Below are 25964 nucleotides of genomic sequence, written 5' to 3'. Positions count from 1 at the left end.
TGCGGCAGCAATAAGACATTCTTAATCATTCAACGCGTTGTGATGCCTCCACGACCGCCAGCGCCGTCATGTTGACGATGCCACGCGAGGTTACGGACGGCGTCAGGATGTGTGCGGGCTTGGCCGCGCCGAGCAGGATCGGGCCAACATGCAGTGCATCGGTAACCGTCTTGACCACATTGAGCGTGATGTTCGCGGCGTCGAGATTGGGGAAGACCAGAAGATTGGCTTCGTCGCGCAGACGCGAATGCGGAAGTACGCGCTCGCGCAATACCTGCGAGAGCGCGGAGTCGCCATGCATTTCGCCGTCCTGCTCCAAATCAGGTGCCTTGGCGCGCAGGATTTCCGAGGCAGTCCGCATTTTCGCCGCGCTCTCGGAATCGCGTGAGCCGAAATTGGAGTGCGACAGCAAGGCGGCTTTCGGTTCGATGCCAAACCGGCGAATCTCGTTAGCGGCGAGTACGGTCTTTTCGGCGATTTCCTCGGCGGTTGGATCGATATTGACATAGGTGTCGGTCAGGAAGAGCACGCCACGCTGCGAGATCAGCAGGCTCAGCGCCGAGAAATTGCGAATGCCCTCCGACTTCCCGATGATCTGGTCGACATTGCGCAGGTGCCGTTCGAAACGGCCCTCGAGACCGCAAATCATCGCATCGGCTTCACCGCGAACAATGGCAAGGGCGGCAATGGCCGTGCTGCTGCCGCGAACGACGGTTCGCGCAACTTCTGGCGTGGTGCCGCGCCGCCCGGTCAGATTGACCAGGAGATCGACATAGTCGCGGTAACGCGGATCATCCTCCGGGTTGATGACGTCGAAATCCGTCCCGATCTTGATCTTCAGACCATAGCGCTGCAGGCGCGACTCGATAACTTGTGGGCGCCCGATAAGGGTAGGGACGGCGATACCCTCTTCCAGCACCACTTGCGCCGCACGGAGCACACGTTCGTCTTCGCCGTCCGCATAGATGACGCGTTTCTTCTCTGCCGTCTTTGCGGCCGTGAAGATCGGCTTCATGATCAGGCCGGAGCGGAAGACAAAGCGGTTCAAGCGGTCGAGATAAGCGTCGAAGTCCTCGATCGGACGTTCAGCAACGCCCGTCTCCATGGCCGCCCTTGCCACCGCCGGAGCGATGCGCAGGATCAGGCGCGGATCGAAGGGTGAGGGGATAAGATAGTTGGGTCCGAAGGTTGGCGTCTCGCCGGAATAGGCGCGTGCGGCGACGTCAGATGGCTCTTCCCGGGCGAGCGCGGCAATCGCCTTCACCGCGGCCATCTTCATTTCCTCGTTGATCGCGCGCGCGCCGCAATCAAGGGCGCCGCGGAAGATGTAGGGGAAGCAGAGGACGTTGTTGACCTGGTTGGGGAAATCCGATCGGCCCGTGCAGATCATCGCATCGGCGCGCGCCGCGCGCGCTTCCTCGGGCATGATTTCCGGGTTGGGATTGGCTAGCGCCATGATCAGCGGATTTGGCGCCATCTGCTTCAGGAGCTCGGGCTTCAACACCCCGGCAGCGGACAGGCCAAGGAACACGTCGGCGCCGCCAATGACGTCGGCGAGGACGCGTGCATCTGTTTTCTGCACGTACACCGACTTCCAGCGATCCATCAACGTGTTGCGACCCTCGTAGACAACACCGTCAATATCGCAGACCCAGATGTTTTTCCGGTCTGCACCAAGCTTCACCAGAAGATTGAGGCAGGCAAGGGCCGCGGCTCCGGCGCCGGACGCGACGATCTTGACCTTGGAAAGGTCTTTTCCCGCGAGTTCCATGCCGTTGAGAATGGCGGCAGCCACGATGATTGCCGTGCCGTGCTGATCGTCGTGGAAGACTGGAATGTTCATCCTGGCGCGAAGCTGTTCCTCGACCTCGAAACATTCCGGCGCCTTGATGTCCTCAAGATTGATACCGCCAAAGGTCGGTTCAAGGGCCGCCACCACATCGACGATCCTGTTGATCTCGTTGGCGTCGATCTCGATGTCGAATACGTCAATATTGGCGAATTTCTTGAACAGGACGGCCTTGCCCTCCATCACGGGCTTGGACGCAAGCGGTCCGATATTGCCAAGGCCGAGAACAGCGGTGCCGTTGGAGACGACAGCGACGAGATTGGCGCGGCTCGTATAGTCAGCGGCAGTTGCCGGATTCTGGTGAATGGCAAGGCACGGTGCGGCAACGCCCGGCGAATAGGCGAGCGCCAGGTCGCGCTGATTTCCCAGCGTCTTCGTAGCCTGGATTTCCAGCTTCCCCGGTTGAGGAAAGCGATGGTAGAAAAGCGCGCTTTCTTCAAGGTCGGAGCTGCTGGGTACATTGTCCTTGGCCATTGATGAAGTCCTCCGGAAAATTGGCTTGGCGTCACAATTCGCGTTTCAATTTGTTTAGCACGCATAAATAACAGCGCGAGGCATAAATGAAGTCTATTTTGTTACAAGTGTTTATCTTTCGAAAACACCCACTTTTCCCTGCCGTCATATGATTGTGACATGAATCGGGTTTGTGTCAGTGCAACTGGGCGCCCCGGCGTCAGCGCTGAACGGAGATCAGCATCATGGTCGAGAACGAGACCCGTAAGTTCCGCACACTTTTCCTGTCCGATGTCCATCTCGGCTCAAAAGGCGCGAAGGCGAGTTTTCTTCTGGATTTCCTGAAGTATCACGACGCCGATACGATCTATCTGGTCGGGGACATCGTCGATGGCTGGCGTCTGCGTCGCAATTGGCACTGGCCGCAGGAGCACAATGACATTGTGCAGAAGCTTCTGCGCAAGAGCCGCAAGGGCGCGCGCATCCTCTATATCGCCGGCAATCATGACGAGTTCCTGCGTGATTTTCAGGGAACTCATTTCGGCGGCATCGAGGTCATGGATCGCACGATGCATGAGACGGCTGACGGCCGGAAATTCCTCGTCATTCATGGCGACCAGTTCGATGTCGTGGTACGCAACGCACGTCACATCGCCTATCTCGGCGACTGGGCCTACGACGCGGCTCTTGCCATCAACACGATCATGAACAAGGCGCGGCGCATGCTCGGGCTGCGCTACTGGTCGTTTTCGGCCTGGGCAAAATTCCGCGTCAAGAAAGCGGTCAACTTTATCGGCTCGTTTCAGACGGTGGTCTCGGACGAGGCGCGGCGCATCGGCGCTGATGGCGTGATCTGCGGCCACATCCACCACGCAACGATCGAGCACATCGACGGTATCGAATATATCAATACCGGTGACTGGGTGGAAAGCTGCACTGCTATCGTCGAACACCATGATGGCCGCATGGAGTTATTGTCATGGACGCATCTGATCGGCGAGCAGGCCGGCTTCGCACCGGTCGTTCGTCTGGACGACAAGCGTCCAAAGGCGGCGAATGCCGCCTGAGCGAAACGCCCAGCCTAAGCGGCTTGTCATTGTTTCGGACGCCTGGCACCCCCAGGTGAATGGCGTGGTGCGCACGCTGACCAAGCTTCGCGAGCAGATGGAAGCGCGGGGCTTCGAGGTGACGATCATTTCGCCTGCCGATTATCGCTCGGCGCCTTGTCCGACCTACCCCGAAATCCGTCTGGCATTGACCCACCCGCTGGCTGTCAAAGCGCGGATCGAAGCTCTCCAGCCGGCTTTTGTCCACATCGCCACGGAGGGCCCGCTTGGCATCATGGCGCGGCGCGCTTGCCTGAAGAACAATTGGCGCTTTACCACAAGCTTTCACACGCGTTTTCCCGAATATCTGCGCGAGCGGCTGCCGATCCCGCTATCCTGGTCCTATAGGTTCCTGCGGCGCTTCCACAATGCGGCCGAAAGCTGCCTTGTCCCGACACAGTCGATCCATGACGAACTGGTTGCTCGTGGCTTCGAGACCCTGAAGGTATGGACCCGTGGTGTCGATCGTCAGCTTTTCCGCCCCCAGCCCGATGTCGACCTCAATCTGCCCCAACCGATTTTCCTCTGTGTCGGCCGGGTTGCACCGGAAAAGAACCTCGAAGCCTTCCTTTCGCTTAAACTACCGGGAACAAAGCTAGTTGTCGGCGATGGCCCCGATCTTGATGAGTTGAAGCGGAAATATCCGGATGCGGTGTTTGCCGGAAAGAAGGAGGGGGAGGCGCTTGCCGAATTCTATGCCGGATCGGATGTGTTTGTGTTTCCAAGCCGGACCGATACATTCGGACTGGTGCTACTGGAGGCCATTGCCTGTGGTCTGCCTGTCGCCGGCTACCCCGTTCCCGGTCCAAAGGATGTTATCGGTGCCTCGGGTGCAGGCGTCCTTTCAGACGATTTGCAGGAAGCTGCATTGGGGGCGCTGGAGATGGGCCGTGTCGATCCTGACGCAAGGCTCCAGGGTTTCAGCTGGGAAGCCTGCGCCGATATTTTCGAAGGTGTACTGACGACGATTGTTGGTTCGCGCGAGCTTGCTTCGAACCGGGTGAAGTCCAACCGGGTAGTGTCAGCGGAATAGGAACTCAGTTTATCAAGCGCTTGCGATTTTTCGTGGCCGTCCACCTTTGGTACCGTTCTGCCTAAAAGGCGATTTTGCCTGTCCCGGCCCGACGTGCCATATAGGCGCGTGTACCAGAGAGACCAGCGGGCAGGCCAGGGACCGAGAAGTCAACGTCCAGAGTTTCCCAGTGCAGACCGAAGCTGGCTCCCAAGATGGAATAACAAAATTCGCCAATGTTTCTGGGCGGTTGGCGAATTTCGTGATAGGTGCGGATCCTGGGCAACGCGCAGTTGCGATTCTGCCCGAACCGTTCCGACCTTCCGAAAGTCCTTCAATGATAGCCGCCGCCTCAGCGGACACCTACCAGGAGAAGCCGCCTCGTTTCGAGCTGCGGGTCGCATTGGCCTATTTTGCAATTTTTACGTCCAGCGGATTGCACCTCCCATACTTCCCGTTATGGCTGGAATACCGCTCCCTGACGCCGACACAAATTGCCATCGTTTTGTCCATGCCGCTTTTCGTGCGGGTTATTGCCGCGCCGCTGGTCTCCATGCTGGCGGATCGGTCTAACGACCGGGCGCATATACTCAGTATTGCGACAATTCTGGCTGCCCTTGTCGCGGCATTTTACTTTGTGCCATTCGGCTTTGCCGGGATTCTGGTTGTGTCGTTGATGCTGGCGCCGCCATGGACGTCACAGGTGCCACTCGCCGATACGATCGCTCTTTCCGGTGTTCGCCGCTATGACGCTGACTTTGCCAAGATGCGTGTCTGGGGATCGATATCGTTTCTGCTCACATCCTTTGTCGGCGGGATTTTCATCCAGCACGTGGGCGAGCACATCATCCCATGGGCGCTGATCGGCACCCTGATCGCGGCTTGTGCCATGAGCTTCATTGTGCCGCGCATCGGCAAGCCGCGCCGCCTGTCGCCACTCTCGGACGTCGACGTTGCCGACGCGGGCAGGGCGCTGCGCAGGCCCGCCTTTGTCACGTTTCTGATCGCCACGGGGATCACCCAGGCCAGCCACGCCTATGGCTACAGTTTCTCCGCAATTTACTGGAAGTCGATCGGCATCGAGGAAACCATGATCGGCGCGCTTTGGTCGATCTCCGTGGTTGCGGAAGTGATCATGTTTACCTGTTTTCGCCGATTCTTTGGATGGCTTCACCCGGCGCGTGTGCTGATGATCGGTTCTGCTGTTGCAATGTTCCGCTGGACAGTGTTCCCCCTCATTGCGCCAGCGGGCCTCGGCGTTGCTGGATTTCTTCTGATCCAGAGTCTCCATGCCTTCTCCTTCGCACTCTCGTTCCTCGGTATGCAAAAGATGATCGCGCTCACCATACCAGAAGAACGCGGCGGTACCGCGCAGGGCCTCTCAACATTTTTCATCGGCACATCACTGGCAATCGTCACCATGGCATCCGGCCCGCTCTACACTGCAACCGGAATTTACGGCTTCTACGTGATGGTTGCGCTCGCGGCCTGCGGTCTCGTTCTTGCCAATGTCTCGCTCAGACTCGAACAGCGGGAAGCCTAGCCCCATAGTTCGGGCTGTGGTGGCGAGACGCGGCTGCCTTCGAAAACCAGACCCGGCTTGCGGTCTTCCCTCAGGATAAGCGGACCATCGAGATCGACAAAATCCGCGTCCTGCGCCACGAGCACTGCGGGCGCCATCGCGAGCGAGGTTCCGACCATGCAGCCAACCATGATGCCAAAGCCAAGCTCGCGCGCACGCTTCTGCATGCGCAGCGCTTCTGTCAGACCGCCAGTCTTGTCGAGCTTGATATTGATGCTGTCATAACGCCCGAGCAGCGTGTGCAGATCGTCCGTACCATGGGCGCTTTCATCGGCACAGATCGGCACGGGATGCGGAATCTTGGCGAGGATCTCGTCTTTCCCGGCCGGGAGCGGCTGCTCGATCAGCACGACGCCGGCCTTGGCAGCAGCCAGCATGTTTTCAACGATATTGTCGTCGTTCCAGCCTTCATTGGCATCGATGATGATGCGGCTCGCCGGTGCGGCTTCGGCAACGGCGCGGATGCGTTCCGCATCATTCTCGCCGCCGACCTTGACCTTGATCAATGGCCGGTTGGCAAAGCCTTTGGTCGAAGCAGCCATCGCCTGCGCATCGCCAAAAGAGACTGTCACTGCGGTGCTGAGCTCGTGCAATCGCGGCAACCCGACAATATCAGAGACGGATCTTCCGGTACGCTTCGCTTCGAGATCCCATAAAGCGCAATCCACGGCATTCCGCGCGGCGCCAGCGCCGATCAGGCCGGGCAAATCGTCCCGAGTGGCGCCATCCGCCAGCGCATCCCGCAGTTTCTCGATCTCGGCACAAACGGAATCCAGGCTCTCGCCATAGCGTGCATAGGGTACGCATTCGCCGCGGCCCAAAAACCCGCTATCGGTCAAAGTAAAGACCACGACGGCAGCTTCGGTTTTGGAACCGCGGGAGATCGTGAACGTCCCCGCGATGGGCCAGCGCTCTACGGTTATCTCCATTTTCAGTGCCATTTTCCACGCCTTAATTGTTCAAGTGACATCAGCCGAGAGACTCGATATGTGTGTGTGATGTTGACCGATAGAGCAAACAATTCAAGTGCTTCTACCGCAGCGCCGCCTCACGTTGAATTCAGCAAGGAAGGCGATCGCGCGACGATCGCGCTTACAGGTGCCTGGACGACGCGTAACGTCCGCCGCGTGGACGAGCGTATGCGCGAAATCGGTCGCGACACCAGCTTTTCCAGTGCTGCAATCGACCTTTCTGGCGTTGAATTGCTTGATACAGCCGGCACATGGCTGATTGAACGCTTGCGAACCAAGCTTGAAAAAGCCGGCAAACAGGTAACAATCGAGGGCCGGTCGCCCAGTTGGGGTGCGTTGTTCGATGCGGTGAGCGAGGCGGCCACGGCGCCGGAAGAGGCCGTTCCAGTTGAACGCTCGAACATGTTGATTCGCTTTCTTGAGACGATCGGCAGGACCGTCTACGCCTTCGGCGATGATTTTATCAAGGCGATGCATATCCTTGGCGCAACCGTGCGCGGCGCCCAGATGAAGGGCAGCGGCCGCAGCGGCATCAGACCGGCGGCGATTGTCCACCAGATCGACAGCATGGGTATCGGAGCCGTACCGGTGGTTGTACTGATGTCGACGATCATTGGCGCGATCATCGCACAGCAGGGTGCGTTTCAGTTGCGCTACTTCGGCGCGGAGATTTTCGTTGTCGATCTCGTTGGCATTCTGGTGCTGCGCGAAATCGGCGTGCTGCTAACGGCGATCATGATCGCCGGGCGTTCCGGAAGTGCGATCACCGCCGAAATCGGTTCGATGAAGATGCGCGAGGAGACCGATGCGTTGACCGTCATCGGCCTCAATCCGGTCGGTGTGCTGGTGTTTCCGCGTCTGGTTGCGCTGGTCATATCGCTGCCATTGCTGACGATCATAGCCGACTTTGCGGCCCTCGTAGGCGCGATTGTCATCACCTGGGCCTATTCCGGTATCACGCCGGATGCATTCATTCAGCGATTGCGTGATGCCATTGATTTGTCGAGCTATTTGGCAGGTCTGATCAAGGCGCCCTTCATGGCGATGATCATCGGCATCATGGCCTCAGTTGAGGGTATGAAAGTTGGCGGCAGCGCCGAGTCGCTCGGTCAGCGTGTGACGGCATCCGTGGTCAAATCCATATTCGTTGTGATCGTGGTCGATGGCATTTTCGCGATCTTCTACGCGTCCATCAATTTTTGAGCTACCAGGCGCATGACCCCGACAGCAGCAAGCAAACAGCAACCTGATACAGACGCACAGGACGTCATCCTTTCGGTAAAGGACGTCACTGTTTCGTTTGGGACATCAACCGTTCTCGACCATTTGTCGCTAGACGTCTATCGCGGCGAGATTCTCGGTTTTGTTGGTGCATCCGGCACGGGCAAGTCTGTGCTGATGCGGGCAATCCTTGGGCTCAATCAGAAGCAGTCCGGCAAGATCAGCATTTTCGGCCATGATATCGACCGCGCTTCTGAACAGGAAAAATTGAGCGTCGATATGCGCATGGGTGTGCTCTTCCAGCATGGTGCGCTGTTTTCCGCGCTGACGGTGCTTGAAAACATCCAGGTGCCGATGCGTGAATATCTCGATATTCCGCAAAGATTGATGGATGAGCTCGCCCGTTTGAAAATCGACCTCGTCGGCCTGAAACCCGATACCGCGGAGAAATACCCGTCGGAGCTGTCGGGCGGCATGATCAAGCGTGCGGCACTGGCCCGGGCCCTGTCGCTCGATCCCGAGATTGTCTTTCTTGATGAGCCGACGTCTGGTCTCGATCCGATCGGTGCAGCGGATTTCGATGAACTTATCGCCAATCTGCGCGATACGATGGGGCTGACGGTCTATATGGTGACCCATGACCTCGACAGCCTGTTCGCTGTTTGCGACCGAATCGCGGTATTGGGTAAGAAGAAGGTTCTCGTCCAGGGAACCATTGAAGATATGCTGGCGTTCGACGACCCGTGGGTTCAGGAATATTTCCGCGGCAAGCGTGCACGCCAGATCGTCAGTAACGGCAACAGCAGGCGGCGATCGGGAGGCGATCGAACCGCGACACAGCCAGCCCAGGGGCAAGAAGGTCGGGTGGAATAGGCCATGGAAACCAAAGCCAATTATGTCCTGGTCGGGATTTTCACCCTGGTCGTCTGCATGCTCGCATTCGGGTTTGTCTACTGGATTGCCCGCTATGGCGACCGAAGCGAAACCGCAACCCTCGAGATCCGCATCGTCGGCTCAGTCACCGGCCTTTCCGAAGGCAGCCAGGTGCTCTTTAACGGTATCAAGGTCGGCACTGTCCGGCGCCTGTTCATCGATGCCAACAATCCTGATGCGGTGATCGCCCAGACGGAAGTCAATGCAACCACCCCGATCACCCGTTCGACACAGGCGACACTTGGTTTTGCCGGTCTGACCGGGCAGGCGTTCATCGAGCTCAAGGGCGGCAAGCTCAACGAACCGAACTTGCTTGAAGAAGCGGCGAAAGACGATCAGATCGCCCGTATGGATGCCGATCCCTCCGTTGTGAACAACCTTTTGCAGAAGGCACAGACCATTCTGGAACGTGTCGACGGCGCCGTGAGCACAATCGAGAGCTTCATCACGGAAGTGAAGGGCCCGCTGGTCGATACAGTCAGCAATACCAAGAAGTTCACCGATGCGCTCGCCAACAATTCCGAAGTGATCGACAAGTTCAGCCAGAGTGCGGAAGATGTCCAGGCTGTGGTCAAGGAGGCGCGAGAAATGATGACGCGCCTTAATTCGGCTTCCGCCCGGGTCGATGGTGTTCTAGCCAAGCTCGATACCCAGCTTTCGGATCAGGATGGCAGCGTCGTCAGGGAGGCGCGACAGACAATGCAGTCCTATCGGGCTGTAGCGGACAACCTCAACGCGCGACTCGGTCCGATCACGGACAACATCAACCGATTCTCTGGACAGGGCCTGCGCGATGTGCAGGCGCTCGTAAACGAGAGCCGCCAATCGGTCCAGCGGATCGAGCGAGCGATCACAGATCTCGAAAAAAACCCGCAACGTGTGATTTTCGGTGGGACTGGCAGCGTTCCTGAATATGACGGGCGCACACGCCGTTGACTTTGGCAGATTCGCATCGCATGAAGGCTAACGGATCGTTACGCTTCGCGGGGACTGGGGCATTGGTGCATTCAAGAATGACAGTTGCCGCTCTGCTGATCGCCTTGTCCGCATCAGCCTGCGCCAGCAGCAAGAAGCTTGATACATTTGATCTTTCCAGCCCTTCGCCATCGGTCACTTCTTCTAAGAAGCACGGTCGCCAGATCCTGATTGCTGCTCCGTCCGCGCTCAAGGCACTGGACGGGGAAAGTGTGGTCGTCCGCTCCGGTCCGAACTCGATTTTCTTCCTCAAGGGCGCCCAATGGGCCGACCGGCTGCCGAATATCGTGCAGTCCCGGCTGGTACAAGCATTCGAGAGCACGCACCGCCTTGGCGGTGTAGGCCGGCCAGGTGACGGCCTTGCCATTGACTATCAGGTGATCAGCGAAATCCGAACCTTCAACATCGATGCCTCCGCGGGCGAGACCGCGGTGGTCGAGATCGCGATCAAGATCTTGAACGACAAGAACGGAACAGTGCGGGCAACGCGTGTCTTCCGTTCGACATCGCGCGTGAGCGGTGCTGGCAATGACGCCTACATCGCTGCGCTCGACCGTGCATTCGAAGATGCCACGAGCGATATCGTGACCTGGACGCTGTCGGTTATCTGAGTCAAGTGTCGGTTTTCTGAGTCAAGGAGCGGGACAAACCCTCAGCGCATCCAACAAATCCCTCGCTTGGATTTTCAAAGGATCTAGCAAAAGGCTAAATTTTGGAAAATCCTGTCCCTCGCACAAGGGAAGAGATAATCGGCATCGGCTGTCGAGATTGTCGTTTTGATCGCCAACAAAAAACGTGGCCCGAGGGCCGCGTTTTTTGTTTCATCCAGCGCCTCTTATTTCAGGCGGTTACTCGCATGCGCCAGCATGGTGTAAACCTTGCCAGTGTCCGACGTCAGATAGTTCTGCGTCATGACATTGTCGCGGTCATTGCGGGAAACGTCTTCAAGCAGGCGCTCGAAGTCATCCATGTAACGATCGACGGCGCGGCGGAATTCGCTGTCTGCCTGATACTTGCGCTTGATCTCGTCAAATGTCTGCTGACCCTTGAGCGTATAGAGACGGCGGGTGAACACGTTGCGTTCGCCAGCGCGGTAACGCTGCCAGAGTTCCACCGATGCCTCGTGATCAATCGCACGGGTGATGTCGATCGACAGAGAGTTCAACGACTCGACAACCTGGCCGGGCGAACGGCCGCCGGTTTCGGGGGCTTTCGCCTTGGGCTCGGCCTGTCCCTCGTCGCTGGATGCACGGCGCAGCAGATCCGAGACCCAGCCATTGCCGGCAGGGCGCTGACCCGGTGCCGTGTTGCCACGGACATCAAGGCTGCCGCGGATCGAGGGGGCGGGCGCCGGTGCGACAGCTGCCTTTGGTGCAGCTACGGGTTCGCTACGCTGCGGCTGGGCCGCAACGGCGGCTGTTGCGCGAGCCGGGGCCGCACGCACAGCGCGTGCTTCGCCAACGTCCGTGAGGCGGCCGGATTTCTGAACGATTTCCGATAGTTCCTTCAGGGCGTTGATCTGCTCGGCAACGGCCTTGCGCATTTGCGCTGTCGACTGCTTGGCTTCCTCCGGCATATCCATAACGCCGCGCTGCAATTCGGAGCGCGTCTCCTCCAGTTCCGCGCGGATGGCGGCGGAAGAGCGGCGGATTTCGTCGGTCGCATTGGCGAACTTCTGCGATGCCTGTTCGACGACTTCCGAGATCGAATTACGGATCTGTTCGGTTGTTTGCGAGGCACGGCCTTCGGCGCGGTCGAATGCCGAGGAAACCAGTGTTTCGAACGAACGCATGGTCTTCTCGATGCTTTCCGATTTTGCCACCAGTCCGGCCGCCAGATTCTGCAGGGCTTCCTGGCGCTCGTCGAAGGTCGACGCAAGGTTCGACTGCGATGCGTTGATCAGTTCCGATGCGGACGTCAGCATGCGGCCATGCTCATCGAAGCGCTTGGCGATGCCGGCAATGTCCGTCAGTGTTGAGTCTGACAGCTGTGAAAGTTTGCCGAGGTTGCCATCGATAAGGCGTGTCGAAGTCTCAAACGATTCCGCTGCTTTGGTCGCATTCTCAGCAAAGGCCGTGGTTGTATCGAGAAGGCGTCCGTCAATGTCACCAAGGTTCTTGGTGGCCATGTCGATGAGTTCGCCCAGCTTCGCATTGGAAGCGGAGAGCCTGTCGATCAGATTGCTGACGTCGTCGGTGAGACCAGCCTTCGCAGCCTGAACGGCAGTGATCGTCTCCGCGGTCCGGCTGGCGATCGCATTGATCAGGGCCGCATTTTCGACACGCAGGCGTTCCGTTGCTGCCGTTGTTGCTTCAACGAGCTGCGAAGCCAGTGTACGGCCGTTGTCTGCCAGGCTGTCGACCAGTGGTTGCGCCGTATTGTCGAGAATGCCGATGATCTCCTGCGAACGGGCAGCAAGTACCTCGTTGAGCTCGCGGGTGCTTTCAGCAAGCTTGGATGCGGTCGAATCCGTTGCCGCGGAGAACCTGGCTTCGAGCGCTTCCAGATTGGCGGCCGCTTCGCGAGCACGCTCGCCAAGACGCTTTTCTGTCTGCGCCAGGCTTTCGTTCATCCGCTGGCTGAACGCCTCGCCGTGGCCATCAAGCGCTTCACCAGCTTTCTGCGCCTCACCGGAGAGGGAGGAGGCGGCATCGGTGATCTTGTCACGCAGCGTGCGCGCAACGACGGAAGCGCTTTGTTCCAGCGACTTGCGAACGTTCTCGACACCCATGGAAAGGGCGCTCTGCATGGTGTTGGTGCGCTCGTCGAGCGTTCCGCCATGGGTTTCGAAGGCCTTTGCCAGCACCTCTGCGCTGTCTTGCAGGATCGCCTGAAGTGCAACAGTACGGTCGCTGATTGCACTTGCCTGATTGTCCAGCGTCTGGCCAATCGCGGCATTGCCTTGTTCCATTGCCGCCCGGATGCCGGCGATGCGGTCGTCGAGCAGGCTTGCATGCTCGTTCAACGTGTCGCCGACGCGAGCGTCGCTGTCCGAAAGGGCGGCCCGGATTGCAGCGGCACGCTCTTCGAGGGCACCGATATGCGAGGCAAGCGTTTCGCCGATCTGGCTGTTGCTATTGTCGAGCAGCGAGCGAATGCCCGATGCACGTTCCTCGAGAGCACCGATATGCGAGGCCAGCGTATTGCTGATCTGGTTGTTGCTATTGTCGAGGACAGAGCGAATACCCGACGTCCGCTCTTCAATGTCATTGGCATGGGCGGCGAGGGTCTCGCCAATGCGGGCATGTGTGTTCTCAAGCGCCGACTGGATTCCTGCAGTCCGCTCGTCGAGCGAGGAGGCATGTGCGGCGAGCGTCTGGCCGATGCGCTGATCGCTGTTAGCGAGAGCCTGTTCGATGCCAGCCGTACGTTCCTCGATAGAGCTGGCGTGGGATGCCAGAACATCGCTGATACGCGCGTCGCTGTTGACGAGAGCCTGTCCAATCCCTGCTGTACGATCCTCGATGGCACTTGCGTGGGTGGCCAGAACGTCGCTGATGCGCGCATCGCTGCTGGTCAATGCCGATTCGATGCGGTTGGTACGATCGTCGACAGACTCGATGAAACCGCCGAGCGTATCATCGATACGCGCACCACTGTCGAGCAGGGTGGTCTGGATTTCGGCATTGCGGGCGTCGATAGCTTGCGTGTGCGCGGCAAGTGTCTCTGCGAGCTTGATGTCACTGCTCGAAAGCGCCTGCTGGATCTCCTGATTGCGCTCGTCGAGGCTCTTGGTGTGATGATCGAGGGTTTGGGCGATCTTGGCGTGGGTATCGACGAATGCTGCGCGCATGCCGGATGTACGATCGTCAATGATCTTGGCATGGGCGTCGAGCGTCTGACCGATGCGTGCGTCATTTGCCTGGATTGCGGCTTCTACGTTGGAGCTGCGCAGATCGATGGTGCGTGCGTGCTCATCAAGCGTTGCACGGATCTTGGCATCCGTATCCGAGAAGGCGGCATGTATGCCGGAGGTACGATCCTCAATCGCCTTGGCGTGCTGCTCAAGCGCAGAGCCGATGCGGGCATCATTGTCGTCAAGGGCAGCGCGCAAACCCGCCGCGCGATCTTCGAGCGAGCCGGTATGACCCTCGATGATCTGGCCGATGGCGGCGGTGCTGCTTTCCAGAACCGTCCTCAGGTTCGCCGTATGATCGCCGATCTGACCGGCCTGTTCGCGAATGACCGATGCAGCGCGATCTGTCTCGCTCGACAGTGTGGCGGCCAAAGCCTCACGGCTTTCAATCAGCCTGTCGGTAAAGGCTGCCGCATTGGTGGAGAGCAGGCTGCCAACGGATTCAGACAAGCTCGATAGATCATTGCCGATCTTGGCCTTGGTCTCGTCGACGATCCCGTCAATGGAAGCACGGCCATCGGTAAAGGTCTTGGCGATATCGCGAGTGCGCTCGATCAGCTGTTCGTTGATCTGACGTGCGCGGGCTTCAAGTGCCGAATTGAGGCGTTCCGTGCTTGTATCGAGCGACTGAGCGCGTGTCTCGAATTCGGCCAGCAGCGAACGGCCGCGTTCGTTGATCGTGGTGTCGAGCCCGGCGAGGCGGCTGTCGAATTCGCCAACCAGCGTCTGGGTGGCATCGCCAAGCAGCGACAGCATGCTGTTGGTACGGCCATCCAGCGTGTCGGCCAGTTTCAACGTTACTGCATCCGTCTGTTCGGATAGCGCTGCAATGCGCATTTCCAGAAGATTCGCAAAGGCTTCGCCGGAAGTGCTGATCTTGTGTGAAATGTCGTCGGAGCGCGTGACGATCGATTCGGAAATCGTCTGACCACTCTGGGTGAGGCGGTCGATCAGGGTCTCGCCCGACTGATTGATCGACATTGTGAGGTTGGTCGACGCGTTGGAGAGATTTTCGCGCAGAGCATCCCCGGCTTGTGAAAGCTCATCCTTCAATTGTTCATGGGCGCTCGAAATCGAGGCGCGAACGCGTTCCGCATGACCAATAACCGACTCGCGCTCGCCGCCCAGGCGGTCGACGAGGGTACGAATGCGATATTCATTGTCCGTATAGACGCGTTCAAGCTGGTTGACTTCGGTCTGGACCAGTGTTTCGAGCTCGACAGCACGGGCGAGGGTCCGTTCAACGCCTTCGCTCATGGCTGCAACTTCACGGCGTACGGCCTGTCCCAGTGAGGCTACGCGGTCCGAAGACAGCATTTCCGGTTCGGAGAGCCGCATGGCAGCTTCCGCCATGGAGCGCGCGGCATACTGCATTTCCTGGGCGCGGCGGACCATCAGGGCAAAGGCAAAGAACAGCATGATCGGCACGATAATGGCGACAGCCAGCCCGATTGCGTAGGGCGCTGCAGTAAAGTCCGAGAACGAGCGGATCGACCAGAGCGAGGAACCGTAGAGTGCGTTGCCGAGGGCAAGGACACCGGCCGCCCAGAGGACGCTCACGACCGCCGTGATGAGACCATAGGACTTCGGCCCCTGCACGGAGGGCGCCGCCGGTCGCGAGACGGTGGTGGTTGGCAGCAAATCGTCGTTTGCTGGCTTGAATGTTTGTGCCGGCACGGCTGGAGCCTTGGGTGGTGCAGGTGGCGCGGCGGGGATTGGATTTGCAGCCTTGATCTGAGGCTTTGGCGCAGGCAGCGGGACAGTGGCTGCAGCGGCAACAGGGGCTGCGGGTTCAACGGCTTTCACTGGTTCCGGCTCTGGCGGCGAATTATGCTTTTCCGCTGCAAGCTCCTGGGCTGCCTGCGAAATCTGCGCTTCCAGATCGTTCAGGGATAAGAGATCGTCATCGACTGGCGACAAATCCATATCCATGCCAAGCGTCGACTCATCGAAATCAATTTCGAGAGCCTTTTCAAGAGCTTCGCCGAGTTCGTCTTCGGTCTTCGCTGCTTTGCTTTTAGGAGCTGTGGCCATGTTTACCTCACAATATTGGGCGGTGACCACATGTGGAGCTCACCGCGCCATACTCTTTACGCCGCTACTGTATCGTACTGGCACATGGCTTGGAAAGAAACAATGGATTCGGGAAATGCTTAAAAGTTTAAACACAAGGTTAATTTTTGCGCATGACCCTAAAAAATCGTTTTTGGTTTATCGGATAAGGATCACGCGCCAATTGTGCACCAAAGCATGCGCGGCTCAATAAGATCGTTTGAAATTTCACGCTAACATCAAACTTTACCAAATGTTCACCATAAGGGGTCATTTCGCAACGGTTTTTGCCTCGTTTTAACCTTGAATCATCGCCATTTGAATAAACTTGTCAGTTCATTTGTAAATGCGTTCAGGAGAGTACAATGGCACAACAAGCATCGATGGCCTTCGCGCTGCCGGGAGGCGAAACATCGAAGCCATCGCGCAAGCGACCGATCGATCTCGTTCATCTTACACGCGAGACGTTCGGCAACCGAGCCCTCGAAATCGAAATCCTCAGCCTCTTTTCCCGCCAGATATGCGGCATTGTCGACCGGCTGGCTCAGGCAAACCCGGACGAGCGCGTGCGCCTTGCCAGATCATTGAAGGGTTCTGCGCGCGCGATCGGCGCTTTCCGCGTTGCCGAATTGGCGGAGGCGATTGAACAGGGGCCATCCGATTCAAGGAAGGTCGAGGATCTTCAGCCAGTCATCGATGACGTTCGCGACTATATAGCAGCAATTACGCGCTGACGTCCGCGCTCACGATAGTGCCAGCTCCAGATGATACTGTACGGGCGAGGTTTGGGCTGCGTCAGGGAGTACAATTGACTTCCCTGTCCGAATCCCTATTTCAGCGGTAACTTTCATGCTTGGGGCATTTTTTATGGCAAAGATCACGTTTGTCACTTTCGATGGCGCGCGTATTGAAGCAAACGCCGAGAACGGCTCGACCGTGATGGAAAATGCCATCCGCAATGCGGTGCCAGGCATCGACGCGGAGTGCGGTGGTGCCTGCGCATGCGCAACATGCCATGTCTATGTCGATGAAGACTGGACGTCGACAACGGGTGAGCCCGAAGCCATGGAAGAGGACATGCTGGACTTCGCCTATGACGTTCGCCCGAACTCGCGCCTTTCCTGCCAGATTCGCGTTTCGGACGATCTGGATGGCCTGGTCGTTCATGTTCCGGAGCGTCAGGCCTGATTAATAGCTGATATTTTTTCATCCAACGATTAGAATAGCTGCCACGCAGGCCGTTTTGGTGCTGTGGCAAGAGGCATTCTCTTGACCTTGACGAGCGCAATGGTTACGCGCTGTGCAGCCCGTGCGTCGTGAACGCACCAGCCATTATCCCTTTTTACTATCTGCACGGCATGCAGAAGGTCCTGGCATGAGGAATTTTCGATGAGCGAGATTATCAAAACCGATGTTGTCATCATTGGCGCCGGGCCCGTCGGTCTGTTCGCGGTGTTTGAGCTTGGTCTCTATGATCTCAAATGCCATCTCATCGATATTCTCGACCGTCCGGGTGGTCAATGCGCCGAGCTCTACCCGGAAAAGCCGATCTATGACATTCCGGCGTGGCCTGTTATCAGCGGGCACGATCTCACCGAAAAACTGATGGAGCAGATCAAGCCTTTTTCGCCGCAGTTCCATTTCAACCGCATGGTCACGAAGCTCGAACGGCAGGCCGACGGCTCGTTCCACGTCGAGACAGACGAAGCGGAAGTCTTTGAAGCCAAGGTGGTGGTGATTGCCGCTGGCGGCGGTTCGTTCCAGCCGAAGCGTCCGCCGGTCCCCGGTATCGAGGCCTATGAGGGCAAGAGCGTCTTCTATTCAGTGCGCCGCATGGAAGAATTCCGCAACGAGGACGTGCTGATTGTCGGTGGCGGCGACTCCGCGCTCGATTGGGCGCTGAACCTGCAGCCGATCGCCCGCAGCCTTACGGTTGTCCACCGCCGCGCTGAATTCCGTGCCGCGCCTGACAGCGTCAAGAAGATGTTCGAACTCGTCGACAGCGGCAGCGTCCGCTTCGAGCTTGGTCAGGTTTCTGGCCTAAAGGGCGAGGGCGGGCAGCTTACCCATGCAACGATCAAGGGCAATGAAGGCGAAAAAGACATTCCGGTCACACGGATGCTTCCCTTCTTCGGTTTGACGATGAAGCTCGGACCGATTGCCGATTGGGGCATCAATCTTAATGAAAACCTCATTCCGGTGAATGTTGAGACATTCGAGACGTCGGAGCCGGGTATTTTCGCCATCGGCGATATCAACTGGTATCCGGGTAAGTTGAAACTCATCCTCTCTGGCTTCCACGAAGCCGCGCTGATGACCCAGGCGGCAAAGCACATCGTCAGCCCGGGCGAACGGATCGTGTTCCAGTATACGACTTCCTCGACCAGCCTGCAGAAGAAGCTCGGCGTTGCCTAAGGCTTCTGGCCGCCGAATTCGCGTATGAGCCGATAGGTCAGAAGCCGTTCGAAGCGGCTTTCGAAATTGATTCCCTCGACTTTGTCGAATTGGAGCTGTGCAAGGTCGTGTTGCTTCATCAGCTTTGACGTCAACATATCGATATCATTTTTCAGCGTGGCGCAATCGCGGCGCCACGGTAGGGCCTTGATTTGACGCTCCATATTGCCGGCGGCGGTCCGTGCAATGACGATATGGCTCTCCTCGTGCCGCTTGATGTCGGCAGAGAGTGTGTCCCAGATCAAGGCGAGATCGGGCTGGGCAGTACGCCGCTGGTTCCAGCGTGGCAGGTGGACCTGTGCATGGACGACGATATTCGCATCGACGACCCGGCAGCTTTTACCATCAGAACCATATTTGATCCGGTTGGTGAAACGCATCTGCGTCGAGCCGGGATGGCGCTGGCCTGTTGTCTTCAGCTTGGGCCCCCTGCGGCTCAACTCGCGATCAAGATCGGCGGCGGTGCGGCCGTTCAAGGCAAAATATTCGTATTTGCGCAGGACTATTGCCGCGTTGGCAGCTGGCACTGCCATGAAAAGCGCTATGCTGAGCGGTACAGCTTTGGCTAGAATATGCATCTGGTATTTCCCTTCTCAGCCAAGTCTGCCCGATCCGGACTCTATCGTCAAAAACATTGCTGATGAATTGACGTTACGCCCGTTCTGATCAAAAACAGGACAAGGATTTGTGAGGTAAGGGAGTGCGCGCCGATGCAACGGGAATGGAAACTGGCACATGGCCGGTCGCTGTCATTGGGACCGCGCGCGCTGATCATGGGTGTGCTCAACGTCACGCCGGATTCCTTTTCCGATGGCGGTGTGCACTATTCCCTCGATCAGGCATTAAGGGGCGCGAGGGAGATGATTGCTCAAGGTGCGTCGATCATCGATGTGGGCGGCGAGTCGACCCGGCCCGGTGCGACACGCGTTGAGCCAGCCGTGGAACAGTCCCGTGTGCTACCGGTTATTGAAGCACTGGTGAAAGAAACGGATATCATCATCTCGGTCGATACATACCGCGAGGAGACCGCCCGCCTGGCAGTCGACGCTGGTGCGCATATCGTCAACGATGTCTGGGGCGTGCAGCGCGAACCTGCCATCGCCGATCTTGCCGCAGAAACCGGCGCCGGCCTCGTCATCATGCATACGGGCCGCGAACGCGAACGCGATCCTGACGTCATCGTCGATCAGTTCGCGTTTCTCAATAGATCACTGGAAATCGCCAAGGTTGCCGGTGTTTCGCAGAACCAGATCGTTCTTGACCCGGGATTCGGCTTTGCCAAGGATACGGCTGAAAACATCGCGTTGATGGACCGTTTCGCCGAACTCTCGGCCTTCGGCTATCCATTTCTCGTCGGTACGTCGCGCAAACGCTTCCTTCGGGCTACATCAGGCGGTGAACAACAACAATGGGATGCTGCGACGTCTGCTTCGTCGGCAATCCTGAGGCTTGCCGGTGCGGATATCTTCCGCGTTCATGACGTTGCAATGAGCCAGAGTGCGCTGGCGTTGGCGGATGCCGTACTGCAATCCCGCAGCCAGCGGAATTGATCGTGGCAAAGTACAAGGCCTGGCTGGGGCTCGGCGGTAATATTGGCGATCCGGTGTCATCGATGGGGCTGGCACTTCGCGCATTGCACCGTCGCAGCGATACGCGCATTCTCGCGGTGTCTAATGTCTATAAAACGCCGCCATGGGGCAAGACCGACCAGGCATGGTTTCATAACGCCTGTGCCGAGGTCGAGACCTCGCTTGCGCCTGAGGCATTGCTGGCGACCTGTCTCGATATCGAAAAACGCATGAAGCGCCAGCGCCTCGAGCGCTGGGGGCCGCGCATCATCGATATCGATGTCCTTGCCTATGAGGGCATGGACAAGTTTGAGAGCCCGACACTGACGCTGCCACACCCACGCATGACGGAACGCGCCTTCGTGATGGTCCCGCTCGCAGATATTGCACCGGAATTGGTCGTCAGCGGCAAGCCGGTGGCTGAATGGTGCGAACTGTGTGACAAAAGCGGCATAGAAAAAGCCCGCAATGATGCGGGCTGGTGGCGCCAGGCTGGCGAATAGCTCTAGTTCTTGGCGATGCTGCCGACGGCCGTCTGATCGACGCGCTTCAACGACATGCCCACGACCGGTATCAGCTGATCCTCCAGCCGCACAGAGATAGTGACGTTCATGGCGTTGTCACCGGTGAATTTTGCCTGCATGGCGCCAGTGAGCTGTTTGCGGCTGATTGCAAGCACCACGCGGTCGCCGGAGACATTGCCGCCAGTGATATCGAGGCCCTTGCCGGCGGAGCCGTCGAGGAAAGTCCCTTTGTAACTATTACCGGACCGGACAATCGTAGCCTTCATCGGCTGGTTGAAGATGCCGACGCGGCAGCTGCCGTCCAGCGTCATGCCGGCCTTTGCTTCGGGCGTCGTACCATCAAGTGTGCAGGTAAACTTGGTGCCCTTGTACTTGCCGGCAACAATTTCGCCCGGGCCGACCCATTGACCTTCAATGGTCTGGAAGAATTCGGCATCCTTGTCCTTTGCTTGCGCTGGCAACGCGAAAAACGCGCAGGCGAACAGGGACAGGGTAGCGGCTGCTGCGCTTCTTTTCATCGACAGGACTCAACACAAATCATTGGAATGGGCTACTTGGGCAATCATCGTCCGGAATGGTTAACGGATTGTTGTCATTCCCACAAAACTTGCTTCCAACGAAATTGCAACCCCACAGCACGACAAAACGCGCTTTATTCCTTTTTTGTGCCGCCGATGCGTGCCAGATCGCCGATGAAATCGCCAATATTCGGGCGTCGCTCCGCATTGAAGGGAAAGGGTCGTACCAGATCCATCGCGGAAATTCCAATGCGCGCGGTCATCAGACCATTGATAACACCTTCACCCAGTCGCGCCGACAGTTTCGCCGCCAGGCCGTGGCCAACCAACTGCTGGATGATGCTGTCGCCCATTGCCACCGTACCGGTCACGGCGAGATGGGCAATGACATTGCGCGTGAGTTTGAGAAAACCGAGCGTTCCGGGCCTGCCGCCATAGAGTTCGGAAAGGCGCCGGATGAGACGCGCGGACTCGAACACCACGTAACCAATATCGACCAGTGCACGTGGGCTGACCGCCGTGACAATCGAGACGCGCTTCGAGGCGGCGAGGATCATCTCGCGCGCCTGCCGGTCCAGCGGGCGCAACAGTTCCGTCTCGGTGAGCCGGATCAGGTCTCGCCCGTCGATGACATCATCGCGCAGATCGTGCAGCAGAGCGCGGCCTTTGGCGGTGGCCGGGAGCGTTTCCGCAATCGAAACGAGCCTGCCGACGGCCGCCTTGGCTGACCGGACGTCATTGTCAGCGGCGGCCTTGGCGGCCTCCTCACGCAGGGTCTGCACCGAGGAGAGGCGGCGCAGAGCAAGCGCTTCCCTCAGGACGATGGCAATCAGGGCAAAGGCGCCGAGAACCGTGACGCCTAACGCTACCCAGCCGAGCCATGGCGCGCGCTCGAACAGCGTGCGGATGAGGTTGTCGGCCCAAAGTCCAAGCGCCAGCGATACGAGCACGCCGAGGGCGCCGGTCAGCACGGAGGCAAACGAGAAGCGCCTTTTTCGCGCAAGGGCTGGAGGCGGGGTCAGCGCATCGAGTTCGTTTGCCGTCGCTGGGTCGAGATCGAAAACGTCGACCGCCGCTGGCGTGATCACTGCGGCATCCTTGATCGCGGTGGGCCGTCGGGACGAAGCAGGTGTCGCCTTGCGCGCGGCTTCGGTCTGCTCCGGTTGCTCGATGCGAAACGAGGCGGGTTTGCGAGGCTGATCCGTCATGCGAGGCGATCTCCGATGAGGAACTGTAGCGCCCGATCGAGCCTTATGTGCGGCAGGGACAGCGTGAAACCTTCTGCCGTCTTTTCCAGGCGGGGCGGACGGAAGCGGACAAACCGGATCGCAGGATCTTCAGAGACTGAATCCGGAAGTTCAAAAATCGAATCCGGTTTTTCCGGTAAGTCGCCGGGAAATATGGCAGTTTCCGTCTTGCCGTCGAACTTTTCGCCATTGATGGTTTCGCCTTTCAACGGCATTCCAACGATAACGGGCAGCGTTTCCTTGCCTTGTGTTACCGTCGCCTCGCGGGTTGTGCGAATGGCAGCCATGGCGAGCACGTCGACACTTGCGCCTGAAAAGTCCGCCCGGCTGATTGCGCGGTCCACCAGGCGGCGGACAATGGCCTGCAGCCGGTCGTGGCTTTCGTGGTGCAGATGATCTGCCTTCGTCGCCGCCACCAGTATCCGGCTGATGCGGCGTTGCACGAGGCCTGTCAGGAAATTGGTGCTGCCGGGGCGAAAGCAGGACAGGATTTCCGTCAACGCACGCTCCAGGTCGGCAACTGCTGCCGGACCGGCATTCATTGCCTGCATGGCATCCACAAGGACGATCTGCCGGTCAAGCCGGGCAATATGCTCGCGGAAGAACGGCTTCACCACATGGGTCTTGTAGGCCTCGTAGCGCCGCTCCATCATTGCTGCAAGCGATCCGGGACGCTGCTTTCCAGGCTCGAGTCTCGGTAATGGGGCGAAGGTAAGTGCGGGCGAACCGTCGAGATCGCCTGGCATGAGGAAGCGGCCGGGCGGTAGCGTCGACAGCGCCCGCTCATCAACCTTGCCGGCCTTGAGATAGTCGGTGAAGCTCTTGGCCAACCGTTGCGCCGTCATCTCGTCCGCTGGTGAATCTGCATCCGCGCTGTCCGACATTTTCAGCCAATCCACTGCAACGTCACGATGGCTCGCAAGTTGTGCCAGTTCGAACGAATCCTTGGCAAATTCCGCATAGGATTTGTCGAGCAGGGGCAGGTCGAGCAGCCATTCGCCCGGATAGTCGACAATATCGACGGAAAGCTTGCCGCCGGAAAACATGCGGCTCCACATCGAGGCTGATTCATATTCGATCGTCAGGCGCAATTCCGAAATGGCGCGTGTTGAATCCGGCCAAATGCGGTCATCGATCAGCGCTTTCAGATGGTCTTCATACTGAAAACGCGGAACCGCATCGTCGGGCTGCTCTTCGAGATAGGCGCGGGCGATGCGGCCGGATTTCTGGGCTTCGAACAATGGAAGGCGTCCGCCGTGAATCAGATTGTGGACGAAGGCGGTTATAAAAACGGTCTTGCCTGCGCGCGAAAGGCCAGTGACGCCGAGCCGCAGCGATGGCGAGACAAGCGCGCTTGCCCGATCAGCCAGTGTGTCCAGTGCGATTTTCGCTTCGTCGGTAAGCGTCGTCAGTGTTCCCAATTCAACCGTCCTATGGCCGCAGTCACAATCTCGGCCCATATGGGACGGGCTCTACCCAAAGGCAAGAAATTGGCGTGTCAGTGATGTGTGGAGGGAGAAAAGAATGCTTGTAGTGTACCGGTACCGGGGCGGATTTCGGCAAGCGGACTGTCAAACTGGATCACGGCCAGGCCAGCCGTTGGAAAGCCGGACTCGAAGTCGGGATGCGATGGGGGCTGGCCGCGACCCGCGAGAGCAATGGCCAAATCCTCCATCATCGGATTGTGGCCGACGAGCATGACGGAACGGGCTGTTTCATGTTCGAGACCGGCCATGCGGATTGCCATGAGGTACGCGTCTGGACCTCCGGAGAACAGTTTTTCCGACTGTTCGAGAATGAATGGAGGTTCGAGGTTGACATATTCGAGCGTCTGTTGTGCCCTTATGGCAGTCGAGCAAATGACGATCTCCGGTTTCAGTCCGGACCGTTTCAGTTCCTGTCCCAGCATCTTGGCGGCTTCAATGCCGACGGCATCCAGAGTCCGGTCGAAGTCTTTCTGGCCGGGGGAGGGCCAAACGGCTTTCGCATGCCGGAGCAAATAGACCTGGCTCATCCGTTACCTCCCAGTGCCTTCAGTTTTAGGGTAAGGACCTGTTAATCTGGTCGAAATGGTATGAGGCTTTTCGTTCGGATACGAGGAGCAGAGGGACAAGAAATGTTTATCCATTTTCAAGCCTTTGCGACACGGTAGCCGGGCGAAAAGACCCTATCCTGCGGACGCCGAAACGGCGGCAAGCTCAAGTGTCGAACCGTTCGGCCGGGGGAAAGATCCCGCCCTTCACGCTTCTCCTCGCATCTTCTTGCCGTTTCTGGCGCCATTGTCGATCATATTAACAGGTCCTAACCCTAGATAAGGTGTCATGCTTCATGACAAGACACAAATAGTCGATAAATGTCTGCGGCAAATGTGACAATTATCAAATAATTGTGCAAAACCGGTTTGCGAAAATTCTGTGCGACGTGCTTTTTCACAGGGCAGAGCTCAACCGGGAGTAGAGCGTTAGAGTTACGAAATGCCGGAATTTGCCACGGTTTCCCCATCTTTCGGTGCAGAAAATCGTGAAACGTCACCCGTTTTGCCAATAATTTGAGCAAATTCGCAGGGTTTCTTTCTTTGATTTACATGTCTTTTTGTAGTTGTGCGGCCATGTGACACGACCTATATAGGCCTCCTCGCGTCTCATAGGTGCAGGGTGATTCAAAGATGAATAAACTTATCGATCTTGACTACAGGCCCACGGATGACGAGCCCTTCATGAGTGATCGGCAAAAATCCTATTTTCGTGAAAAACTCATCAACTGGAAGAACGACATCTTAAGAGAAGCGCGCGAAACGCTTGAAATTCTGCAGCAGGAAAACGCGAACCTGCCCGATATCGCAGATCGTGCATCCTCTGAAACCGACCGCGCCATCGAACTGCGCGCCCGCGACCGCCAGCGCAAGCTGATCTCCAAGATTGATGCTGCCTTGCAGCGTATCGACGATGGAACCTACGGATTCTGCGAAGAGACGGGGGATCCGATCAGCCTGAAGCGCCTCGATGCGCGTCCAATCGCAACTTTGTCAATCGAAGCGCAGGAACGTCACGAACGGCGCGAGAAAGTCTACCGCGACGACTGAGCGGACAAATTCAATCAGAGAAAAGGCCCAGTTTTCCGGGCCTTTTCTGTTTGTACGGGGTTGCAGGAAACTTGCTACCTCCTGAATTAGGGTCAGAACCTGTTAATCTGGTCGAAATGGTATGAGGCTTTTCGTTCGGATACGAGGAGCAGAGGGACAAGAAATGTTTATCCATTTTCGAGCCCTTGCGACAAAGTAGTCAGGCGAAAAGACCCTTCGGACGCCGAAACGGCCGCAAGCTCAAGTGTCGAACCGTTCGCCTGGGGGAAAGACCCCGCCTTCACGCCTCTTGGAGCATGGTCCCGAAAAGTTGTCAGACTTTTCGGACGAGACCATGCTTCAATGAATGAAGCTGCGCATGTATCTTTCGATCCGGCAAAGAGCCGGATCGGAACATGCGCTTGCATCTTCTTGCCGTTTCAGGCGCCATTTCGTCCTATTAATAGGACCTGACCCTAGCGCTTCTCGGGTTTTGACAAGTCACCCAGCAAGCGTTCCATCTCATCTTCGATGCTGTCGGCCTTTGCGGGCTTTTCGTCCTTGCCCGGCGCGATATGCAGT

The 25964-nt window shown here is 57.9% G+C and carries 21 protein-coding genes; 13 read left to right on the top strand and 8 right to left on the bottom strand.

What is annotated here, in order from left to right; translation table 11 throughout:
• Positions 1 to 25: 25 nt before the first annotated feature.
• Positions 26 to 2323, bottom strand: a complete 2298-nt coding sequence (locus tag AAAC48_RS11450; protein ID WP_340654291.1) for an NADP-dependent malic enzyme — start codon at positions 2321 to 2323, stop codon at positions 26 to 28.
• A gap of 224 nt (positions 2324 to 2547) precedes the next feature.
• On the opposite strand from AAAC48_RS11450, the gene AAAC48_RS11445 reads away from it, so the two are divergent.
• The 3 genes from AAAC48_RS11445 to AAAC48_RS11435 all read left to right on the top strand — a co-directional run bounded on the left by AAAC48_RS11445 (position 2548) and on the right by AAAC48_RS11435 (position 5963).
• Positions 2548 to 3369 carry a UDP-2,3-diacylglucosamine diphosphatase gene (locus AAAC48_RS11445; RefSeq protein ID WP_340654290.1) on the top strand — a complete coding sequence of 274 codons (822 nt, stop codon included), beginning with the start codon at positions 2548 to 2550 and terminating at the stop codon, positions 3367 to 3369.
• Complete coding sequence (locus AAAC48_RS11440; protein WP_340654289.1) at positions 3359 to 4441, top strand: glycosyltransferase family 1 protein; 1083 nt, start codon at positions 3359 to 3361, stop codon at positions 4439 to 4441. Before AAAC48_RS11445 ends, AAAC48_RS11440 begins: the two co-directional genes overlap by 11 nt.
• Before the next feature lie 316 nt (positions 4442 to 4757).
• A complete protein-coding gene (locus tag AAAC48_RS11435; protein WP_340654288.1) occupies positions 4758 to 5963 on the top strand; it encodes an MFS transporter in 1206 nt (401 codons plus the stop codon).
• On the opposite strand, the gene dgcA is transcribed toward AAAC48_RS11435, so the two are convergent.
• On the bottom strand, positions 5960 to 6943 hold the full coding sequence (gene dgcA / locus AAAC48_RS11430) for an N-acetyl-D-Glu racemase DgcA (protein WP_340654287.1): 984 nt from the start codon (positions 6941 to 6943) through the stop codon (positions 5960 to 5962). The two genes, AAAC48_RS11435 and dgcA, sit on opposite strands and share 4 nt — an antisense overlap.
• 57 nt (positions 6944 to 7000) lie before the next feature.
• Here dgcA and AAAC48_RS11425 point away from each other — a divergent pair, with 57 nt between their 5' ends.
• The 4 genes from AAAC48_RS11425 (at position 7001) to AAAC48_RS11410 (ending at position 10713) form a co-directional block, all read left to right on the top strand.
• The gene (locus AAAC48_RS11425; protein ID WP_340654286.1) at positions 7001 to 8176 is read left to right on the top strand and encodes an MlaE family lipid ABC transporter permease subunit; all 1176 of its coding nucleotides are present in this window, start codon (positions 7001 to 7003) and stop codon (positions 8174 to 8176) included.
• Positions 8177 to 8188: 12 nt separating this feature from the next.
• Positions 8189 to 9067, top strand: a complete 879-nt coding sequence (locus AAAC48_RS11420; RefSeq protein WP_340654285.1) for an ABC transporter ATP-binding protein — start codon at positions 8189 to 8191, stop codon at positions 9065 to 9067.
• Between the two features lie 3 nt (positions 9068 to 9070).
• Entirely contained in the window at positions 9071 to 10063 is a 993-nt protein-coding gene (locus tag AAAC48_RS11415; protein WP_340654284.1) for an MlaD family protein, read from the top strand.
• Between the two features lie 77 nt (positions 10064 to 10140).
• Complete coding sequence (locus AAAC48_RS11410; protein ID WP_340654283.1) at positions 10141 to 10713, top strand: ABC-type transport auxiliary lipoprotein family protein; 573 nt, start codon at positions 10141 to 10143, stop codon at positions 10711 to 10713.
• A 224-nt stretch (positions 10714 to 10937) separates the two neighbouring features.
• On the opposite strand, the gene AAAC48_RS11405 is transcribed toward AAAC48_RS11410, so the two are convergent.
• Positions 10938 to 15992, bottom strand: a complete 5055-nt coding sequence (locus tag AAAC48_RS11405; RefSeq protein ID WP_340654282.1) for a kinesin — start codon at positions 15990 to 15992, stop codon at positions 10938 to 10940.
• Between the two features lie 383 nt (positions 15993 to 16375).
• On the opposite strand from AAAC48_RS11405, the gene AAAC48_RS11400 reads away from it, so the two are divergent.
• The 3 genes from AAAC48_RS11400 to AAAC48_RS11390 all read left to right on the top strand — a co-directional run bounded on the left by AAAC48_RS11400 (position 16376) and on the right by AAAC48_RS11390 (position 18425).
• On the top strand, positions 16376 to 16744 hold the full coding sequence (locus AAAC48_RS11400; RefSeq protein WP_340654281.1) for an Hpt domain-containing protein: 369 nt from the start codon (positions 16376 to 16378) through the stop codon (positions 16742 to 16744).
• 133 nt (positions 16745 to 16877) lie between these two features.
• A complete protein-coding gene (locus tag AAAC48_RS11395) occupies positions 16878 to 17198 on the top strand; it encodes a 2Fe-2S iron-sulfur cluster-binding protein (protein WP_106663315.1) in 321 nt (106 codons plus the stop codon).
• 201 nt (positions 17199 to 17399) lie between these two features.
• Positions 17400 to 18425, top strand: coding sequence for an NAD(P)/FAD-dependent oxidoreductase (locus AAAC48_RS11390; RefSeq protein ID WP_340654280.1), 1026 nt, complete (start codon positions 17400 to 17402; stop codon positions 18423 to 18425).
• Here the strand turns inward: AAAC48_RS11390 and AAAC48_RS11385 are convergent.
• Positions 18422 to 19042: a DUF922 domain-containing protein gene (locus tag AAAC48_RS11385; protein ID WP_340654279.1), complete on the bottom strand. Its 621-nt coding sequence runs from the start codon at positions 19040 to 19042 to the stop codon at positions 18422 to 18424. The genes AAAC48_RS11390 and AAAC48_RS11385 overlap by 4 nt on opposite strands.
• Positions 19043 to 19174: 132 nt before the next feature.
• Here AAAC48_RS11385 and folP point away from each other — a divergent pair, with 132 nt between their 5' ends.
• Positions 19175 to 20014: a dihydropteroate synthase gene (folP, locus tag AAAC48_RS11380; protein ID WP_340654278.1), complete on the top strand. Its 840-nt coding sequence runs from the start codon at positions 19175 to 19177 to the stop codon at positions 20012 to 20014.
• Positions 20011 to 20535 (top strand): 2-amino-4-hydroxy-6-hydroxymethyldihydropteridine diphosphokinase, encoded by a 525-nt coding sequence (gene folK, locus AAAC48_RS11375; protein WP_340654277.1) that lies wholly within the window; start codon positions 20011 to 20013, stop codon positions 20533 to 20535. Before folP ends, folK begins: the two co-directional genes overlap by 4 nt.
• 2 nt (positions 20536 to 20537) lie before the next feature.
• Here folK and AAAC48_RS11370 read toward each other — a convergent pair whose 3' ends face one another.
• From AAAC48_RS11370 to AAAC48_RS11355, 4 genes are all read right to left on the bottom strand, one after another.
• Positions 20538 to 21074, bottom strand: a complete 537-nt coding sequence (locus AAAC48_RS11370) for a hypothetical protein (RefSeq protein ID WP_340654276.1) — start codon at positions 21072 to 21074, stop codon at positions 20538 to 20540.
• Between the two features lie 134 nt (positions 21075 to 21208).
• Positions 21209 to 22282 (bottom strand): TIGR01620 family protein, encoded by a 1074-nt coding sequence (locus AAAC48_RS11365; protein WP_340654275.1) that lies wholly within the window; start codon positions 22280 to 22282, stop codon positions 21209 to 21211.
• Positions 22279 to 23742 carry a YcjX family protein gene (locus AAAC48_RS11360; RefSeq protein ID WP_340654274.1) on the bottom strand — a complete coding sequence of 488 codons (1464 nt, stop codon included), beginning with the start codon at positions 23740 to 23742 and terminating at the stop codon, positions 22279 to 22281. Before AAAC48_RS11360 ends, AAAC48_RS11365 begins: the two co-directional genes overlap by 4 nt.
• Positions 23743 to 23819: 77 nt before the next feature.
• Positions 23820 to 24335, bottom strand: a complete 516-nt coding sequence (locus tag AAAC48_RS11355) for a histidine phosphatase family protein (protein ID WP_340654273.1) — start codon at positions 24333 to 24335, stop codon at positions 23820 to 23822.
• A 651-nt stretch (positions 24336 to 24986) separates the two neighbouring features.
• Here AAAC48_RS11355 and dksA point away from each other — a divergent pair.
• A complete protein-coding gene (gene dksA / locus AAAC48_RS11350; protein ID WP_340654272.1) occupies positions 24987 to 25403 on the top strand; it encodes an RNA polymerase-binding protein DksA in 417 nt (138 codons plus the stop codon).
• Positions 25404 to 25964: the final 561 nt, after the last annotated feature.

The sequence above is a fragment of the Phyllobacterium sp. genome (genome assembly GCF_037994405.1).
Classification (GTDB): domain Bacteria; phylum Pseudomonadota; class Alphaproteobacteria; order Rhizobiales; family Rhizobiaceae; genus Phyllobacterium.
This window is presented reverse-complemented; position numbering and strand designations above follow the sequence as displayed.

Coding starts and splice junctions, on each gene's coding strand:
- AAAC48_RS11365 (WP_340654275.1), bottom strand. CDS start 22,282: ATGACGGATCAGCCTCGCAAACCCGCCTCGTTTCGCATCGAGCAACCG.
- dgcA (WP_340654287.1), bottom strand. CDS start 6,943: ATGGCACTGAAAATGGAGATAACCGTAGAGCGCTGGCCCATCGCGGGG.
- AAAC48_RS11405 (WP_340654282.1), bottom strand. CDS start 15,992: ATGGCCACAGCTCCTAAAAGCAAAGCAGCGAAGACCGAAGACGAACTC.
- AAAC48_RS11445 (WP_340654290.1), top strand. CDS start 2,548: ATGGTCGAGAACGAGACCCGTAAGTTCCGCACACTTTTCCTGTCCGAT.
- AAAC48_RS11395 (WP_106663315.1), top strand. CDS start 16,878: ATGGCAAAGATCACGTTTGTCACTTTCGATGGCGCGCGTATTGAAGCA.
- AAAC48_RS11440 (WP_340654289.1), top strand. CDS start 3,359: ATGCCGCCTGAGCGAAACGCCCAGCCTAAGCGGCTTGTCATTGTTTCG.
- AAAC48_RS11410 (WP_340654283.1), top strand. CDS start 10,141: ATGACAGTTGCCGCTCTGCTGATCGCCTTGTCCGCATCAGCCTGCGCC.
- AAAC48_RS11400 (WP_340654281.1), top strand. CDS start 16,376: ATGGCACAACAAGCATCGATGGCCTTCGCGCTGCCGGGAGGCGAAACA.
- AAAC48_RS11435 (WP_340654288.1), top strand. CDS start 4,758: ATGATAGCCGCCGCCTCAGCGGACACCTACCAGGAGAAGCCGCCTCGT.
- AAAC48_RS11385 (WP_340654279.1), bottom strand. CDS start 19,042: ATGCATATTCTAGCCAAAGCTGTACCGCTCAGCATAGCGCTTTTCATG.
- AAAC48_RS11420 (WP_340654285.1), top strand. CDS start 8,189: ATGACCCCGACAGCAGCAAGCAAACAGCAACCTGATACAGACGCACAG.
- AAAC48_RS11415 (WP_340654284.1), top strand. CDS start 9,071: ATGGAAACCAAAGCCAATTATGTCCTGGTCGGGATTTTCACCCTGGTC.
- AAAC48_RS11355 (WP_340654273.1), bottom strand. CDS start 24,335: ATGAGCCAGGTCTATTTGCTCCGGCATGCGAAAGCCGTTTGGCCCTCC.
- AAAC48_RS11425 (WP_340654286.1), top strand. CDS start 7,001: ATGTTGACCGATAGAGCAAACAATTCAAGTGCTTCTACCGCAGCGCCG.
- AAAC48_RS11390 (WP_340654280.1), top strand. CDS start 17,400: ATGAGCGAGATTATCAAAACCGATGTTGTCATCATTGGCGCCGGGCCC.
- AAAC48_RS11370 (WP_340654276.1), bottom strand. CDS start 21,074: ATGAAAAGAAGCGCAGCAGCCGCTACCCTGTCCCTGTTCGCCTGCGCG.
- folP (WP_340654278.1), top strand. CDS start 19,175: ATGCAACGGGAATGGAAACTGGCACATGGCCGGTCGCTGTCATTGGGA.
- dksA (WP_340654272.1), top strand. CDS start 24,987: ATGAATAAACTTATCGATCTTGACTACAGGCCCACGGATGACGAGCCC.
- AAAC48_RS11450 (WP_340654291.1), bottom strand. CDS start 2,323: ATGGCCAAGGACAATGTACCCAGCAGCTCCGACCTTGAAGAAAGCGCG.